This window comes from Acetobacter persici (assembly GCF_018256955.1).
In the GTDB taxonomy this organism is placed as follows: Bacteria; Pseudomonadota; Alphaproteobacteria; order Acetobacterales; family Acetobacteraceae; genus Acetobacter; species Acetobacter persici.
The window spans coordinates 63,505-80,303 of sequence record NZ_JAERKU010000015.1 but is presented as its reverse complement, the minus strand read 5'-3'; the positions used below and the strand labels follow the sequence as shown (position 1 = coordinate 80,303).

Genomic DNA, 16,799 nt, shown 5'->3' with positions numbered 1-16,799 from the left:
TTCCTGTCCCGCTGGCTCCCGGCCCGCGCCCGGTCTCCCGAACATCTCGCATCCCCGGCGCGGTCCTCCTCAGGTCCCGCAGCCAGCCTGATCTCCCCTGCACCTTGCCCATCAGGTTTTTCACCCACCCCATCCCCAGTTCAGCCCCATGTCCCGCCTCCTGCAGCTCCTGCTGCCCGACAGGAACCGCGCTTCAGCTTTCCGCTCGCCTCAGCCAGCACACCGCGCAGCCCGCTTTCCGCCAGCCAGAACGCCCCTCGCGGCATCGGCCCGCGTGACATGGCGGAAACCCTGCGTGCGCAAAGCCTTCCGCCACAGGCAGACATCTTCCGGCCCTACCAGCCGCCCAGAGGCGTGCGCGGTGATGGCCGTACCCATCTGGCGATGGACGGTACCGCCTCCACCAGTCCCGGCCTGCTCGGCTGGCTGAGGCAGGCGGTGGCGGAGGGCGTGGCCTTCCCCGGTTACCCTCGTCTGGCGGAAATGTCCCAGCGGGCCGAATACCGGCATATGGTGGAGGTCATCGCGGCGGAGGCCACGCGGGAATGGATCACCTTCCGCGCCCGTGGCACAGCGGACAAAAAACAGCGTCTGGCCGATCTGGAGCAGGAATTCACCCGCCTGAACGTGCGGGACGTGCTGCGCCGCATGGCGGAGTATGATGGCTATTACGGCATGGGTCTGCTCTATGTGGATACCGGCCAGCCCCGCACCGGCGGCGGGCTGGAAGCCCCGTTACTGCTCCGGCCGGAAACCTTCCGCAAAGGCTCCCTCCGCGCCCTCGTGCCGATCGAACCCGTCTGGACCACGCCAGACCAGTATGACACCACAAACCCTCTCAGTGCCGCGTTCTACCAGCCCTCCCGCTGGTGGGTGCAGGGCGGCCTGCTGCATAGCACACGGCTGTTGCAGTTCATCTCGCGCCCGGTGCCGGATCTGCTGAAACCCGCTTATAATTTCGGCGGTTTGTCGCTCTCACAAATGGCCCGCCCGGCGGTGGACAACTGGCTGCGCACCCGCCAGTCCGTGTCAGACCTGCTCAATGCGTTCTCCATCGTGGCCCTCTCCACAGATATGTCCGCCTACGCGCAGGACCCGGAGGGTCTCCTCAGCCGTGTGGAAGCCTTCAACCGCTTCCGCTCAAATCGCGGCACGTTCGTGCTGGATAAGGACCGGGAAAAGCTGGAGCTTCTGGCCGCTCCCCTCGCGGGGTTGGACCGCCTGCAAGCGCAGGCACAGGAGCAGATGTGCGCGGTGGCGCAGGAGCCGCTGGTCAAATTCACCGGTATTACCCCCAGCGGCCTGAACGCCTCAGCGGACGGAGAAATCCGCGTTTTCTATGACCGCGTGCACGCATTTCAGGAAACACTCTACCGCAAAAACCTGACCACCATCCTGCACATGGTCATGCTCAACCTGTGGGGCGAGATTGACGCGGAGATCGACTTCACCTTCGTCTCCCTCTGGCAGATGGATGAACTCTCCCGCGCCACGCTCCAGAAAACCCGTGCGGAGATCGACGCCCAGAACATCCGCTCCGGCATCATCACTCCCACGGAAGCCCGCTCCCGCACCGCGCATGATACCAGCGGCCAGTACGCCGCCGTCAATCTTGCAGGCGCACCCCCGGCGGCCTGAACACGCCTCCCGGCACGGTCCGGGTCATATCCCCCAAAGCCGCCCACGCTCCGGGGCAGACGACCTTTTCCCAAAACCCCGAGACAGGACAAAGCATGACGCCGCCTGACCCGCCCGCTCAGCCTCCGCTTCCCGCCAGTTCCGGGCACCCTCCCAGCCAGACACCCGGCCCGTTCGCCCACCGTGCTTCGGCATCAGCATCCGCACCCTCTCTCATGTTCAATCACGCCTCAGATCCCGCTTCAGCCCCCACCATTCCCCGCAGTTCCGGTGCTCTTTGCGCGCCAGTTCCTCCCTTCGGTAAAGGGCGGGACGCCGTTGTTCTGGCGCTGGACCGTTCCGTACGTCGCACCGATGTCGATGGTCACCTCCACATTGCCCGCTGCATCCTCTCCGCCGCCACGGTCTGCCCGTATTACGGGTCGGAAATTCCCGGCGCGGAGGCTCTGGGGCTGGACCCTGATAAGCTGTATCAGGTCTATCGGGACCCAGACGCTCTCGCCCGCGCCGCCGCCAGCATGGCGGGCAAACCCATCCTCATGCAGCACCAGCCCGTTTCCGCGCAGGACCACCCCAAAGAAATCACAGTAGGTGCCGTCGGGAGCGATGTCCGGTTTGAAAACCCAGACCTGATCGGCAGCCTGACAGTGTGGGACCAGTCCGCCATTGCCGCCATAGAAAGCGGCCAGCAACGCGCCGTTTCAGCAGGCTACCGCTACCGCGCCATCCCACAGGGCGGCGTGCACGGTGGCATGCCGTACAGCCTGACCATGACAGACATCACGTTCAACCACCTCGCCCTTGTCACGCAACCACGTGTGAAAACCGCCATCATTGGTGATTCCGCTCCCGCACTCCACAGGGATCATGCTTCCATGACACACCCCACACTCCAGCCGTCAGAACAGACACAGTCGAGTCCAACAAAAACGGAAAACCCCTTGTCTGTTCCCACTGGTTCCTCCAGCCATCCTCCGGCGGTTCTCTCCACCAGCCCCGGCACACAGCCCCCGGTAATGCCTGCCATGCCGTCCACGTCGCAGCCTTCCGGCTTCCCGACCACCGCACCCGCTCCACTCCCCACCACAATGGACGCCGCCCTCACACAGGCCGTCCAGCAGGCGGAAGCGGATGTCATTCGCCGGATGGAAGCGCTCCATACCGCCCGCGCCGCCGTGCGTCCGTTTGTGGGGGATGTCACGATGGACAGCGCCACCGCTGTCTACGGCTTTGCCCTGCGTGAACAGGGCATGGACCTCACCGGCCTGCCGGAAGAGGCTTACAGGCCCCTGTTCCAGCAGGTTGCCCGCCTGAAGGAAAAAGCAGCCCCGCTCGGGATGGATGCTGAAAAAACCGTCTCTTTTCGTGACACGTTCGGCCTTGGCCGCATTACCGTGAAAGCATAATTCATGGCCTTTCAGACACAGATCAACACCCAGCCCGCCCCCGGCCTGCCGGGAGATTTCGCATCCCTCAACCCCACAGCCACCTTTCCGGCAGGGGAGGGCGCTCTGGTCGCCGCAGCCGGAGGGTGCACCATCGGCGCGTTCGGCTGGGTGCAGACAGATGGCCGCAGCGTGGCCAACGCGCCCGTCAGCGGCACCACCACCGCGCCGGACGGCTTCGTGCATCGGGATCTTTCGGGCCAGATCAGCAGCCTGTTTGATGAAAGTAGCCTGACCATCCCTCAGGGTTTTCCGGTCAGCCTGTTCACGGCGGGGGATTTCTGGGCCACCAGCACCACCGCCGCCACGCCGGGGCAGGCCGTGTTTGCCGCCACAACCGATGGCAGTCTGAGCACCGCCGCAGCCGGAACCACCGTCTCCGGTGCCGTGCAGACCCGTTTTTACGTCGCCTCGGCTGGTGCTGCGGGTGACCTTGTCAAAATCTCAAGCTGGAGCCACGCTGTATGAGCGATTTCACAACACATCTGGCAGAACTCAATCGCCTCGGCTTCATCATGCCGGAAGCACGCGGCATGATCGCCAACAGCCTGCTCGCGTCGGATGCTCTGGCGCAGGACGCCCAGCCCGCACTGTCCACCACCGCCAGCGGCGGCATCCCGGCCTTCATGAGCGCATGGGTCGATCCTGCCCTTATCAAGGTCGCTTTCGCCCCCATGCGCGCGGCGGAACTGCTGGGTGAGGTCCGCAAGGGGGACTGGGTGACCCGCACCGCCATTTTCCCGATGATCGAGACAACCGGCGAGGTCTCCAGCTATGGGGACTGGAACGGCAACGGTCAGGTCAGCCTGAACCCCACCTATCCCGACCGCCAGTCCTACCATTATCAGGTGTTTGTCTCGTGGGGGGAAATGGAACTGGCTCTGGCCGGTCAGGCCCGCCTCCAGTGGGCCGCCAGCCTGCGGGAAGCCGCGGCTCTCAAGCTGAACAAGTTCCAGAACCAGACTTATTTTTTCGGGATCAACGGCCTGCGCCTGTATGGGTATCTGAATGACCCGCGCCTGCCTGCCGCCATCACACCCGCCATCAAGGCCGCAGGCGGCACCGGCTGGGCCGCCGCCACGCCGGAAGAACGGCAGGATGATGTCATTGCCCTCATCAACCAGCTCCGCAGCCAGACCGCCGGGCTGGTGGATACGGAAACCCCGATGGTTCTCGGCCTGTCCCCCACGCGCATGGGCCTGCTGACCCGCCGTAACAGTTTCGGCCTGTCTGCGGCCTCCCTCCTGAAAGATACCTATCCCAACCTGCGTTTTGTACAGGCGGTCGAGTACGGGGATGCCGCGGGCAGCACCACTCAGACCATGCAGATCATGGCCGAGCATGTCGGCGCACAGAAAACGGCAGAAACCGCCTTTACGGAAAAACTGCGTGCCCACGCCGTGGTGACGGACGCCTCCGCATGGAAGCAGAAACTCTCTCAGGGCACATGGGGCGCCATCATCTACGTCCCCGCAGGCATCGCCACCATGGCGGGCCTGTAAAAACTGCTCCCTTAAGCATCATGCTGGCACGTATCTGACCTGCACCTTTCTGGCCCGCAAGCCCCCATCAGCGCGGCGGCATATCCTCCTTCTTTTCTCATACCCTCACTGCAAGGAAACATCCCGGCATGGCCACACCCTCCACCGTCACCATCGGCTGTAAACTGCCCAACGGCCTCGTGCTGTCACTGGGGGAAGCCCGGCATGAGCTGGCGGGCACCCGCGCTTCCGCCGTGATCGGCGGCTACGGCCTGACCCCCATCCCGGCAGAGTTCTGGGCCGCGTGGTCCCGCGCCTATGCGGAGTTCCCGCTGCTGAAAAACGGCCTGATCTTCGCGCAGACAACGCTGGAAAAAGCCACCGGACAGGCGCGGGAACAGGCCGCCCTGCGCACCGGCACGGAACCGCTCAACCCCGCCACGCCCGCCCCCGGCATCACCCCGGCCTGAAGTGCAGGGGGCGGCTCCATCCTTATTCTCAGCCAGTTCCGTGAAGGAAAGTCCCAATGCCCTCCGTGCTGTTTGACGCGCAGGTCTGGCAAACCCGCTATCCCGCGCTCTTCGCCACAGTCGGGGCAGAGGCCGCGCAGGCCTGTTTTGATCAGGCCAGCCTGTTTTTAGCAAATGACGAAACCTCACCCGTCAGTAACCTCTCCCGCCGCGCCATCCTGCTGGGGCTGATCACCGCCCATCTGGCGCAACTCGGGTTTGGGGCGGCGGCTCCGGCCGGGCAGGAGCCGCCCGCACTGGTTGGCCGCATTACGTCCGCCCGTATGGGCAGTGTCGCGGTAGAGGCGGACATGGGGCCGGTCACGGCCTCTCAGTCCTGGTGGACGCAAACGCCTTATGGTGCCGCCTACTGGGCGGCCACGGCGTTCCTGCGCACCGCCCGCTACGTGCCGGGTTCCCCGCAAACCCCGCTGTCATGGCCATAGCAGACGCTTCTCATAGCGCCGCATCCCACAGCGTCTCAGCCGATTTCGGTCAGACGGATTTACACCCGTTTCCCTAAAATCGCCGTCAGAAAAAGCCCTGCTTTCATGCCCATACTCGCGTCTACGCCCACGCCCACGCCCACGCCCACGCGCATGTCAGCCAGCCCCACGGCCGCCTCCTTCTCTCCTGCCAAAGCGACCGCAACACATCAGCCCGAACCCGCCTCCGCGCCAAGTCCGACACCACCCGGCACGCCCTCCACCCAGCCCCCCTCTGTCAAAGCCGGGTTTTTCAAAACAGCTACGGAAGCAGACGGCACGCCTGTTGCCTCTATCGCTGCTGTGCAGGAGTTTGGCGCGGTTGTGCAGGGCAGGGGTGGCCATCCTATCGTCATTCCACCACGCCCGTTCCTGCGCCAGACCATCGCGCGCTGCCGCAACGCATGGGTGCGTCAGTTAGCAGATGCCCTCAGGGTCAGTCTTCGGACACGCGCAGGCACTTCCTCTGGCGGGGCAGGGGCCACACAGTCTTCTTCCGAGAGCCTCCAGAATTTCAACACTTTTTTGAGAACCCTCACAGCACGCGCTTCCACCTCACAGGCTCTCACCGCAGTGGGGCACAGTATGCAGGCGGATATCACGGATACCATCCGGCAAACCCACACCCCACCCAACGCCCCGTCCACAGTCCGGCATAAAGGGTTTGATAACCCTCTGGTGGAAACAGGAACCTTGCAAAACAGCGTCAGCTTTCAGGTGGACGCATGAAAAACCTGTTTCGCCTCGCCGCAGCGCAGATCAGCAGCCTGACGCCCCCCATCATCGCAACCCTCCGCGCGCAGGAGGGGCACAGCACACTGCCCGATGGCACAGTCACCCCGCTCTATCAGGACCTCCTGCTCCGTATCATGGTGCAGGCGGCCTCCAGCGCGGACCTCACACAGGTTGCCGGGCTGAACCAGAGCACAGATACGCGCGTGGTCTATCTGCCAGCGGAACTCAAGGGCATCGACCGCGCCCACCAGTTCGGCGGCGATATTTTAGTGTTTGAAGGCTCGGAGTGGCTGGTCACAGGCCAGCCCGAAACATGGGGAGGCGGCCAATGGTCGAAACTTCTGGTTACCCGTCAGCGTCCGTCAGCCTGCCTCCCGTAACGGCAGCACTGACTACCGCCCTGCGGGCTTTTCTGCTGGCTGTTCTCCCGCCGGATGTGCCGGTGCTGCTCGCCAGACAAAACCGCATGGCCGCCCCCAACGGTCCGTTTGCTCTTATGGCCGTGCTGCTCCATCAGCCCGTCGCCACCAGTGCCACGCGCTACACGGCCACCAGCCGCATCATCCTGCAACAGCAGGAGGTTACCGTGCAGGTCAGCCTGTTCGGGCAGGGTGCTGCTGACAACCTGAACCGCATCAGCACCCTGTTCCAGAATGGCTGGGCCGCAGAATTTTTCACGGCGTTTCAGCAAAGCGCACCTGCACCGGCTGCATCCGCTCCATCTGCAAGACTGCCCGCCAGCCCGGCAGACATCCCGCGCATTGCGCCCCTCTATGCCGGGTCCGCCCGCCAGCTCCCGTTTGTCAACGGAGAGCAGCAATATGAAGAGCATTGGCAGATCGACCTGCATCTTCAGGCCAGCTTCGCCCTCTCACTTCCACAATCCATGGCGTCTGCGGCCCGGCTCGTGCTGGCAGACGTCACCAGTTCACAGGGTTCTCCTTCAGCATGACGCTTCCCATCAGCTCCCTCGTCACCGTCACACCGGGCGTTCTCTCTCCGGGTGGCACTGTCAGCCTGCTCAACGGCATGGTCTTTTCCCAGAATACGGCGCTGTCCTCTGGCGTTTCCTCATTCGCTTCAGCGGAGGAAGTCTCTGCTGTCTGTGGCGCAACCTCTGTGGAAGCCAGTATCGCCAGCATCTATTTCTCGGCTTACACAAACGCGCAGGATACGCCGGAAAAACTTTATTTCTTCCAGCTTCCCGCCACGCCCGTTGCGGAGGAATACGGCACCTATCTCTCCACCGCGGCCGATCAGGCCACGGACTGGTCCCCCTTCCTGTTCGCGTCCGAGCCGGAAGCCGCCGCCAAAACCCAGATCGCCACATGGCTGGCCGCGCACCCCAACCGCTACTGGGGCGTGGTGCAGGATAGTGATGCGTCCATCCTCAGCGCCAATGCCACAACCAGCTTCGGGGCGACCGTTGCGGCAGCCAGCACACCGGGCCTGACCTGCCTGTGCAATGCGCAGAATAACAGTGGCACACTAGCCGCCGCCTTGTGCCTCGGCTGGGCCGCAAGCCTCAACCCCAACCGGGCCGGGGGGCGCACAACGCTGATGTTCCGCAACAACAGCGCGGTCCTGCCCCTCACCAGTCTTACAGCATCACAGGCGCAGGCTCTGCTCGGGAATGGCTACAGCTTTTATGGCTCTTACAAAAGTACAGACTCCACATTCAGTTTTCTGAATAACGGGGCTGTCTCCGGCCCATTTAGCTGGGCAGATAGCTATATCAACCAGATCTGGATGAACGCCAGCTTCCAGAATGACCTCATCACCCTGTTCTCCAGCGCCGGGCAGATCCCCTATAACGCCGTCGGAGATTCGCTGATCGCCACCGCTGTACAGAGCACGATTGATACCGCCCTGTCCTTCGGGGCCATCCAGCCCAATGTCACTTTGTCCGATGCGCAGAAGCAGGCCGTCAATGCGGATGCCGGACGGGGTATTGATACCGTTCTCTCGACCCGTGGCTGGTATCTTCTGCCGGGTGCCTCGACCACATCCGCCGCTGTCCGCGCCGCACGCGGCACCGTGCAGGGCCGGTTTTTCTACATGGATGGTCAGTCTGTGCAGTCTATCGCTCTGGCCTCTGTAGAAGCCCAGTAAAGACCAGAGCAAAAAGACTTTAGTGAAAAGTCCGCAGTAAAAAACCGGCTAAAAAACTGGCTGAAAAACCCATAATAAAAAGACCGAAGTCAAAAACAGATAGAGGGCTGCGCAGTCACGCTCAGGCCAAAATCCCGGTCAAAGTCCGGCAGACGCACCGCAACGGGGCAACAAAATGCCCCGACACACTTTTCTGCTCAACCCGCACCATAAAACCCCCTGCAAGGAGCCCCGCCTGCATGTCTGATTATGACATTACAGCCGCAAATTCCGTTTACACCATCACCGTGCCGGGGCTGTACAACACGCCCATCACGCTGGAAAATTATGCTGCCGACCGCGCGTTTGAAACAGAAGCGCGCGAACTCGCTGAAACCGCAATGAGTATCGACGGCTATCTCAACGCAGGCTGGATTCCCAACCCCGTCACCCAGACCATCGCTCTGGCCGCGAGTAGTGAAAGTGCTTTGATTTTTGAAGCCATTGTCATGGCACAGGACGCCCGTCGCGGCCTGTATCGCATGGGGGCTGAAATCCAGATTCCCGCCATCGGGCGCAAATATACCCTGGTGCGTGGCCTGCTGCGTTCCATCGTCGGCGTGCCCACAGCAGGCCGGGTGCTGGAAGCCCGCCATTTTGAAATCACATGGGAACGTGTTCTGCCTGCCGCCATCTGAGCAGCCCCATAAATCCCCGGTCTCCGCTCCGCCTTCATTTCAGGACATTTTTCATGAAAACAGTTGAGTATACGCACAGTAAAACCGGGGCGGATGAAGGCAAACGCTTTGTCCTGACGCGCATGGACGCCTTTTCAGCCGATAAATGGGCACGTCATATCCTTCAGGCCGCCATTCGGGGTGGCGCGCGGGTCGGGGCGGATCTGGCGGAGGCCGGGGTTGCAGGTCTGGCCAGTCTGGGGATTGAAATTTTCGGCTTTATGGAAGAAGCCGATCTGGACCGCGCACTGGACCGCCTCATGCAGTGCATCGCGCTGCGGCCGGACCCCGCCCACCCGGAGACAACCCGCGCCGTTATCGCCACAGATTTTGAAGAACCGGAAACCCTTGGCCTTGTCCGTGCAGAAGCCTTCCGCCTGCATGTGGGTTTTTTGCTGGCCGCCGCACACCAGCTCTTCCCCGTCGTGGCGGCCTTGCTGGGAGACACCGCGCAGGAGAAACCCTGCCCGTCCGTTGTGTAACAGTCTCGCCAGCAGTGGCAGCGGTCATCACAGCAGGCCTCGCCACCCTGCATGAGCTGAAAACCCTTTATGACAGTGAAGATCTTTACGATCTTCTGGAAATCCTGTCCGTCAGAAACTGGAACGCCACGCATGTCGGAAATGCTGATTGATGAACTGGTCGTCCGGCTGGGGCTGGACACCTCCGCCCTGCAATCCGAGGCCCGTCAGACCACACAGCTTCTGGACAAACTGCGCCAGAGTGCTGAGCAGATGGGCACCGGCACCCGTCAGGCCAGCACACAGGCCGCCACAGCACTGGCCCATATGCGCGGGGAAGCTGTCAGTCTTCTGGCCGTCCTCAGCGGTGGGCGCGGCCTGAACCGCCTTCTGGCCGAACTGAACACGGCGTCCAGTCAAACCCCCTCCCGCCGCACGGCCCCGCGCCTTTCCAGTGCCAGCCCGCTCCCGGCGTCTCCCGCCACGTCCGGCTCTGCCGCCCCTGCCTCCTCCGGGGCGCGCACATCGCGGCAAAACCAGACACCCCCCGCGGCCCCGTTTCTCAGGCCACCTTTCCGCGCTCTCCCGGTCATACCGCGTTCCAGTCCAGCCGGCCTCCTGTCAGCCACCACCTCCCATACTGCCCCGCATAGTATTCAACAGGCCGCCCCTTTCAGCATCCCCTCTGCTGCGGCCGTCTCACAGCAGAACCCGGCCTTATTCTCCCAGCCTGTTTCATTGTCTGCGGCCCGCCAGCCCCGGTCCGCCGACATCGGTCATTCTGTTTTGCCAGTGGCCAGTCAGAGTTCTGATCAAAAGCGCAGACTCTCTCACAATTTTCCGCAGAATCAGTCAGAAGCCGGGTTCTCAAAAACAGGAAAAGCTTTTCCCGCAGACCGCATCTTGCAGGAAAGACCAGTCCGCACACACCCGGAGCAACACACCCCACGCTCCGGCAGTCTGCCCCGCACTCTGTCTCTCCCGGTCGCTGAACGTCCGGTCGCCCGCTCCGGTATGGCGGTCCTCAGCACGCATCCGCTCTCTCTTTCTCAGCATGCGGAAGCAAAAGCTTTTGCCACCCCGTCCGCTGACCCAAAAAAATCTGCAAATTTACAGTCAGCCATGCCCCGCTCACATCCCCCGCAATCAGACCGTATAGCGTCCTCCGCGTTGGCCCGTTTCATGATGCAGGCCGCGCGTCACACGGCACGGAAAAGCGACGGATCACACGCCTCCCTCCATCAGCCCGCAGAGCAGACAGGAGAAAGAACGCCTCTTGCTACAAGAGCGTTCTCCTCAAAATACGGTAGATCACACCAGAAGTTTCTCAGATCGGATAAGCCAAAAAATCTCTCCGGACCGGCAGCCGGTCAGCGCCTCCCCTTCAGCTTCCTGCCCGAAAAAATGCCCACCGCGCGGACGCAACGGCACACCGCCCCGACGGACGTGCTCAGAACAGAAACCCGCACACTCTCCCGCGCCCTCGCCAGTTTGCAGGATTACGCAGGCCGCATGCACGCAACGCAACCTTATCTGCCGGGTTCGCCTCTGCTCAACGCGGCCGCGTCTCGTTCCACCGCCTCCGGCATAAATGCGACGCGCCCCATAACCACGACCCATATCGGCCCGGTCACCATCACCGTCCCGTCCGGAAATCCGCACGCTATCGCGCAGGCGTTGCAAGGGCTGGGGGGAGGGGACAGCCACACCCTTACAAGCCTCGCCACAATCGGCACCGTTTAAAAAAGGAAGCCTCCCATGCCCATGGTGCCCGTCACCCTGCCTTCGGTGTGGGATATCCCCGTTGCCGCAGGCGTGCCCGCCTTGCTGGGGCAGTCCGTCACAACCGGCATCCGGGCAGCAGCCTCCGTCAGCCTCGGCACGGTGCTGGATGATCTGATGATCAGTCAGGCCGCTGGCCAGTGGGGTATTTTTACCAGTGCCGGAACCTGCGTTCTGTCCGCCGCCCGCGTCATGTCCGTCTCGGCGGAAAGCAGCAGCCCCATCGCCACAGCCCCGCTGGAGGACGGCGCATTTCTGTCCTACAGCAAAGTGCAGACACCCCGGCAGCATCGCGTGCTGATGGTGTGTGATGGCTCGGAAACCGGACTGTCCGGCACGGAAGCCAGCCTCTTTTCCGGGATGGACCTCACGCGCCTTGCAGGCGTGGAAGCCCTTTATGTTCGCAAGACATTTTTCAATACGCTGGCAGCACTGGAAGCTGACCTCTCGCTCTACGCAGTCATCACACCCGAGCGGAAATACAGCAATGTCAGTATTACCGGCCATCGCTGGGTGCGGGATGCGCGGCACGGTATCACCATGCCGATGGTGGAAATTACCCTTCAGGAAGTCAGGCTGACCGGCACACAGACTTTTGCACAGACACAAACCCCGCAGGGCAGCCGCACGGTCTGCACCGGTCTGGTCTCGGCGCGGTCCCTGATGGCGTCCGGTTCTTCCTTCCAGACCGCTTCTGCCAGCATCTCGAACAATACTCTGGACGCGGCAACCCTGCTGAAAAACACGCTTTAGCGCCGCATACTGTCACACTCTAATGCCAGAGCGGGAAAATACACGCCCGCCTCTGGCTTTCCGGCATCATCCTCTTTATTCCTTGGAAAGAAATTTTCATTTTGTGTGATACATGCGCGGATCATGACATTTCTCCAAAACGCCTTTTGTTCTGCCAGAGTCCATAAAAGTCGCCCGGCGCCGTCCATATGGTCTGTCCACCCTGCGCGGGTACTTGCTCTTTTCACTGTCGGTTTGCTGCTCTCGGGGTGCGCGGATGATCATGGCAGAGGGGATATGCACGCTGCGGTCTCAGGCTGTTTTTCAAAATACCCGTTCGCAAAAGGCACAGCGTCTCAGCGCTTCACCTGTATTTATCAGGCTCATACCCAGTATGGCTCAGCGGCTCTCGGCGCACAGTCGAGACTGTTACTGCAAATAGACCTTGCCTCTCTGACGGTCGGACAGGATGTGGATTCCGGGGTTTTAACACAGGAAGAAGGCCGCACGGCCTTGCGCTGGGTGACAGAAAAAGCCTTTTCACAGGCATCCCGTCATTCACGGCTTACCAGCGTACCCCAAACATCTGATGCAGCCCATCAATAAAAAAGAGGATGTTGCCCGTGCAACACCCCCTTTTCCGGTTAAATCAGCTTTTTCCGACCAGTTTTTATTGGGTCCGCGGCACAATAATCGGGGCGGCAGATTTCTTCTCGGTATTCAGCTCAACATTTCCGGACTGTTTGGAATAAGTCGCAGAGGGAGACTGCTGCGGCGTTCTGGGCGGGTGGAAGGCCGAAACAGGACCAAAAATCCCGCCCGTAGAGCGGTTCATGGTGCCTTCCGGCTGGCGGGCACACCCACGGGTGATGATCGAGCACACGCCGTCCGTACCGATCATTTCATCATCATTACCGGTATAATGCACGTCGGAAACGCGGTCATTATCCAGACGGATCACAGCCGTACAGCCCGTGCCGCCACCGCCGCCCAGCACGTTGACAAGGGTTGAGATATCCCCCACCGGGATAAGCGTGGAGCCACCATAGCTCGGCGCGGCCTGAGAGCCTGTGTAGACAAAAATCTGCGTCGTATCATTAATCTGTTTGGTGGCTGACGGCAGCCCCGCGCAGGCCTGAAGATCGTAGGATGTCATCCCGAGCATCGCGATCTGTGCTTTATGGGCAGAGCGGGAATCAAAATACCCGCAGCCACTTAAACCGACAGAGAGCGAGGTAACCGCAAACAGACCCCAGAGACGACACTTCATTTTCCCGACTATCCTCACACCATGTCCAAAAAGCTTTTATCAAGACGTACAGAGTTATTACGCTACAGTGCTCTTTTCATGCAATGCAAGAGGAGAGACGGCGCATAAAATATTTCTCTCCTGACAAAATATGATTTTCTCGTGTTAATATGACGTTTTTATTATGACTTCTATAGAATTTCTCTTCAAATCAGGCCTCTGTCACGCCTGTATTGCCTTTTCTTCCTTTTCATACGCTATTATCATGGGATTGTTAGAGAGTGTTGTCTGAGGCTCCGCGCTGTCCTGCAAAACGGTTGCTGCGGTCAAAGGAGAATTTGCTGATCATGTTGCGTCCGTCCCGTCATCAGGTGCTGACCTGCTCGTCCCTCGTTGTCTCACTGTTTGCCCTGAGCGCCTGCATGAATCCCGGCCAGCCGCCCGCGCCCCCGCTGCCCGCTCTGGCACAACCGTTTCCCGTCGCTGATACAAATCTCGCCGCCGCCATCAATGATGCCGATCTGACGCATATCGCACTGGCCACTCTTGCCCAGACGCATGCCGCCCGGAGCGATATCGCACAGCTTGGCACAACAATCGTCAAGGATCTGACAGCCAATCACGATACGCTGGCCACACTCGCGGCAACCGGCAAGACAGAACTGGCGGCCAAGCCCTCAGCACAGAGCCAGAAAGTGATTGATCAGATGAAGGCCCTGCACGGCGCGGCATTTGACAAACGCTATGTGCGCTACCTTGCAGGCACTAAAAAAACGACAATTCCGGCGCTTGATCTGAGCAGCGCTGAATCTAAAAACGCTGATCTGCAAAAACTCGCAGCTGACCTGAAAACAAAACTGCTCGGCTACACAAAACAGCTTTAATAAAAATACTCTTTCCTGCTCTCCTGCCCATTAACCGGCAGGGGAGCAGACTTCTTGCTGGTATATCAGGACAAAGTATCAGAGACACCGGTTTTTTTGATGGACGCCCTTGAGGAAGACCTCAAGAAGCGCTTCCGTGCTCCGTGCTCCGTGCTCCGTGCTCCGTGCTCCGTGCTCCGTGCTCCGTGCTCCGTGCTCCGTGCTCCGTGCTTCGCACAACCGCCCTTTTTTCCATAAAATATCACAAACACCCTCCAGCCCCACATAACCGGAGTGGTTTCCGCATGTCTTCACTATCCCAGCAAACATCCCTGGTGTCCTCAGGTTTCATCACCACAGCACAGGGCAGCTTGGTCTCCGTGTCCTCCCTGCTCACCGTGCCTCTGTCGGCTCTTCCCGCGCAGACACTCAAGGTTTCGCTTTCCGGCACCCTCGTGCAGATCACCCTGCGTCAGCGCAGCACCGGCCTGTATGCGGGTTTTGATGTCGGCACCACGCGGCTTCTGTCCGGTGTACTGTGTCAGGACCGCACATGGCTGGTGCGGGACGCCGCAATCGGCCTGCCCGGAGATTTCCTGTTTGTCGACACTCAGGGCCAGCAGGACCCGGACACAACCGGCCTCGGTTCCCGCTTTTTCCTGCTCTACGCTCCCATCTGGTCATCCTGACCTTCCATCCTCTGGCTCCGGATCACGCTCACCATGTCTCAAACCTCGCTCCAGAACCGCGCTGTGGATGTGACTTTCCGGCTGCTGTCGCAGGCTTTTGGCCCTGACGGTGAAGACACGATCACTCTGTCCGGCCTGCGCGTACATGCCGAAGTCTCTCAGGCCCGCTTCCCTACGGCAGAAAGCGCAACCGTGCGGGTGGAGGGCATGACCCCGGACGTCATGAACCGCCTGAGCATGGCAACCCCAGACCCCACCCGGCAAAGCGCGAGCGAACTTCTTCTGACAGCCCCGGATGCAGCCGGGGGAACGGCGCTCATTTTTCAGGGCGGCATTACACTGGCCTATGTGGATTATACCAGCGCACCGGATGTCGCCTTTGTTGCACAGGCTTTTTCAACAGTCCTTCCCAACGCCATGCCTGCCAGCCCGACAGGGTATAAAGGCGCGGTTTCCGCTCAGCAGGCTCTGGGCGGTATTGCGGCCAAAGCTGGCCTGACCCTGCGGTATCACGGCCCCGGTCTTGTGCTGCATGACCCGTATTTTCACGGAAGCCCCGGCCAGCAACTCAGCCAGTGTCTGGACACTGTGCCGTTATGCGCCGGGCTTGGGCGCGGAGACCTGTCTGTCTGGCCAGCCCTTTTTACGGGCCAGATTGCCGCGTCGGGCGCGGACTCATACACCGCGTCTGCCAGTTCCGCGCAGGCTGTATCGGTCTCAGCGGAAACAGGGCTGATCGGCTATCCCGCATGGTCCGCCGGAGGGCTTGCTTTGCGGATGCTGTTCAATCCGCGCATCAGTTTTAACAGCCTGATCGCTCTGCACAGCCGCTACCAGCCCGCGGGGTGGGGGCAGCAAAGCGGGCCTGTGCCGGTGGGCCTCTGGACGGCCACACAGGTGCGCCACACCCTGCAAACAGAAACTCCTCACGGCGCATGGTTTACGGATCTCGTCGCACAACCCTGCCGGACAGTAGCAGCGTGAGGCATTTAGTCCTGAGGCACCTTGCATGACCCAAACCTCCATCTTTTCCTCAGTTTCTCCAGCCCAGACCGCCACGCCAACATCCCCTAACCAGAGCGCGTCTCAGGCGTCCGCCAGCCCTTACCCTGTTTTCAATCGGGCCGATGCCAGTGCGTCAGATTTCAGTGCTCTAAACATGGTTATCACCCGGCTTCTTTCCGGCCGAAGAACTATCATTCCCGTGCAGGTTAAAGGAGTGTCCGGCACAGGGCTTAATCCGGTCGGCACGGTGGATGTGCAACCTCTCGTGCACCAGCAGGATGCCTCGGGGCGGGTCACGCCGCATGGTGTGCTGTATAACGTGCCCTATTTCCGGCTTCAGGGCGGCACCCGCGCCGTTATTCTTGATCCCTCAGAAGGGGATATCGGCCTCGCTCTGGTGGCGGACCGTGACATCTTCAACGTCAAAACAGCCCGCGCCAGTGCAGCCCCCGGCTCATTCAGGCAGCAAAACATGGCGGACGCCCTCTATATCGGCGGCTTTCTCAACGGCACACCGCAAGATTATCTCTGGTTTAGTGAAAAAGGCATTACCCTAAAAACCCGTGGCGCATTCAGCATTGATGCCCAGACCACGCACATCACTGGTCCTGTCTCAATAGACGGCCCACTCACCGTCTCGCAGGACGCTACCGCGAGCGGTATTTCTCTCACACACCACACCCACCCCGGCGTCCAGCCCGGTTCGGGCACAACCGGCACCCCGCAGGGTTAAGGTAAGGCTAAGCACGGTAACAGTCGGTTCCATAATACAAAAGCGAAAGACAGCCCTTCCCATAGCGTCTCTTGCAGAAGCTGGTTCGCACAATAAAAAACCAGGACCCCGGAGAAATCCAGAGTCGTGGTTTCTATATTTCTTAAATGCAGTATCAGATTTTT

At 60.9% G+C, this 16,799-nt stretch carries 20 protein-coding genes; 19 read left to right on the top strand and 1 reads right to left on the bottom strand.

The features are described from left to right. Window positions 1-3 precede the first annotated feature (3 nt). The 15 genes from JK199_RS13615 (at window position 4) to JK199_RS13545 (ending at window position 12,117) form a co-directional block, all read left to right on the top strand. The gene (locus JK199_RS13615; RefSeq protein ID WP_244985172.1) at window positions 4-1,638 is read left to right on the top strand and encodes a DUF1073 domain-containing protein; all 1,635 of its coding nucleotides are present in this window, start codon (window positions 4-6) and stop codon (window positions 1,636-1,638) included. 95 nt (window positions 1,639-1,733) lie between these two features. After that, entirely contained in the window at window positions 1,734-3,044 is a 1,311-nt protein-coding gene (locus JK199_RS15870) for a DUF2213 domain-containing protein (protein ID WP_244985168.1), read from the top strand. Window positions 3,045-3,047: 3 nt separating this feature from the next. After that, window positions 3,048-3,551: a structural cement protein Gp24 gene (locus JK199_RS13605; RefSeq protein ID WP_212376956.1), complete on the top strand. Its 504-nt coding sequence runs from the start codon at window positions 3,048-3,050 to the stop codon at window positions 3,549-3,551. Further along, the gene (locus JK199_RS13600; protein WP_212355779.1) at window positions 3,548-4,585 is read left to right on the top strand and encodes a major capsid family protein; all 1,038 of its coding nucleotides are present in this window, start codon (window positions 3,548-3,550) and stop codon (window positions 4,583-4,585) included. Before JK199_RS13605 ends, JK199_RS13600 begins: the two co-directional genes overlap by 4 nt. 128 nt (window positions 4,586-4,713) lie before the next feature. Beyond that, complete coding sequence (locus JK199_RS13595; protein ID WP_212376954.1) at window positions 4,714-5,034, top strand: hypothetical protein; 321 nt, start codon at window positions 4,714-4,716, stop codon at window positions 5,032-5,034. Between the two features lie 56 nt (window positions 5,035-5,090). Continuing rightward, window positions 5,091-5,519, top strand: a complete 429-nt coding sequence (locus JK199_RS13590; RefSeq protein ID WP_212376952.1) for a DUF4054 domain-containing protein — start codon at window positions 5,091-5,093, stop codon at window positions 5,517-5,519. A 105-nt stretch (window positions 5,520-5,624) separates the two neighbouring features. Further along, window positions 5,625-6,287, top strand: a complete 663-nt coding sequence (locus JK199_RS13585) for a hypothetical protein (protein ID WP_212376950.1) — start codon at window positions 5,625-5,627, stop codon at window positions 6,285-6,287. Then, complete coding sequence (locus JK199_RS13580) at window positions 6,284-6,673, top strand: hypothetical protein (protein ID WP_212376948.1); 390 nt, start codon at window positions 6,284-6,286, stop codon at window positions 6,671-6,673. Before JK199_RS13585 ends, JK199_RS13580 begins: the two co-directional genes overlap by 4 nt. After that, window positions 6,622-7,245, top strand: a complete 624-nt coding sequence (locus JK199_RS13575) for a phage neck terminator protein (protein WP_212376946.1) — start codon at window positions 6,622-6,624, stop codon at window positions 7,243-7,245. The genes JK199_RS13580 and JK199_RS13575 overlap by 52 nt, the downstream gene beginning before the upstream one ends. Next, window positions 7,242-8,405, top strand: a complete 1,164-nt coding sequence (locus tag JK199_RS13570) for a DUF3383 family protein (protein WP_212376943.1) — start codon at window positions 7,242-7,244, stop codon at window positions 8,403-8,405. The genes JK199_RS13575 and JK199_RS13570 overlap by 4 nt, the downstream gene beginning before the upstream one ends. A gap of 239 nt (window positions 8,406-8,644) precedes the next feature. Beyond that, window positions 8,645-9,082 (top strand): phage tail fiber protein, encoded by a 438-nt coding sequence (locus JK199_RS13565; protein ID WP_077931110.1) that lies wholly within the window; start codon window positions 8,645-8,647, stop codon window positions 9,080-9,082. 53 nt (window positions 9,083-9,135) lie between these two features. After that, the gene (locus JK199_RS13560) at window positions 9,136-9,603 is read left to right on the top strand and encodes a hypothetical protein (protein WP_212376940.1); all 468 of its coding nucleotides are present in this window, start codon (window positions 9,136-9,138) and stop codon (window positions 9,601-9,603) included. 14 nt (window positions 9,604-9,617) lie between these two features. Beyond that, window positions 9,618-9,755, top strand: a complete 138-nt coding sequence (locus JK199_RS13555; RefSeq protein ID WP_212376937.1) for a hypothetical protein — start codon at window positions 9,618-9,620, stop codon at window positions 9,753-9,755. Continuing rightward, window positions 9,736-11,325 (top strand): hypothetical protein, encoded by a 1,590-nt coding sequence (locus JK199_RS13550; protein ID WP_212376935.1) that lies wholly within the window; start codon window positions 9,736-9,738, stop codon window positions 11,323-11,325. Before JK199_RS13555 ends, JK199_RS13550 begins: the two co-directional genes overlap by 20 nt. Window positions 11,326-11,340: 15 nt before the next feature. Further along, a complete protein-coding gene (locus JK199_RS13545) occupies window positions 11,341-12,117 on the top strand; it encodes a phage baseplate protein (protein ID WP_212376932.1) in 777 nt (258 codons plus the stop codon). Between the two features lie 649 nt (window positions 12,118-12,766). Here JK199_RS13545 and JK199_RS13540 read toward each other — a convergent pair. Further along, window positions 12,767-13,261: a hypothetical protein gene (locus JK199_RS13540; protein WP_077931800.1), complete on the bottom strand. Its 495-nt coding sequence runs from the start codon at window positions 13,259-13,261 to the stop codon at window positions 12,767-12,769. 431 nt (window positions 13,262-13,692) lie between these two features. Here JK199_RS13540 and JK199_RS13535 point away from each other — a divergent pair, with 431 nt between their 5' ends. The 4 genes from JK199_RS13535 to JK199_RS13520 all read left to right on the top strand — a co-directional run bounded on the left by JK199_RS13535 (window position 13,693) and on the right by JK199_RS13520 (window position 16,635). Next, window positions 13,693-14,229, top strand: coding sequence for a DUF4142 domain-containing protein (locus tag JK199_RS13535; RefSeq protein ID WP_212363476.1), 537 nt, complete (start codon window positions 13,693-13,695; stop codon window positions 14,227-14,229). Window positions 14,230-14,513: 284 nt separating this feature from the next. Beyond that, window positions 14,514-14,897 (top strand): phage baseplate plug family protein, encoded by a 384-nt coding sequence (locus tag JK199_RS13530; RefSeq protein WP_244985167.1) that lies wholly within the window; start codon window positions 14,514-14,516, stop codon window positions 14,895-14,897. A 33-nt stretch (window positions 14,898-14,930) separates the two neighbouring features. Next, window positions 14,931-15,881: a hypothetical protein gene (locus tag JK199_RS13525; RefSeq protein ID WP_212376929.1), complete on the top strand. Its 951-nt coding sequence runs from the start codon at window positions 14,931-14,933 to the stop codon at window positions 15,879-15,881. A gap of 25 nt (window positions 15,882-15,906) precedes the next feature. Further along, window positions 15,907-16,635, top strand: coding sequence for a Gp138 family membrane-puncturing spike protein (locus JK199_RS13520; protein ID WP_212376927.1), 729 nt, complete (start codon window positions 15,907-15,909; stop codon window positions 16,633-16,635). The last annotated feature ends 164 nt before the right edge of the window (window positions 16,636-16,799 follow it).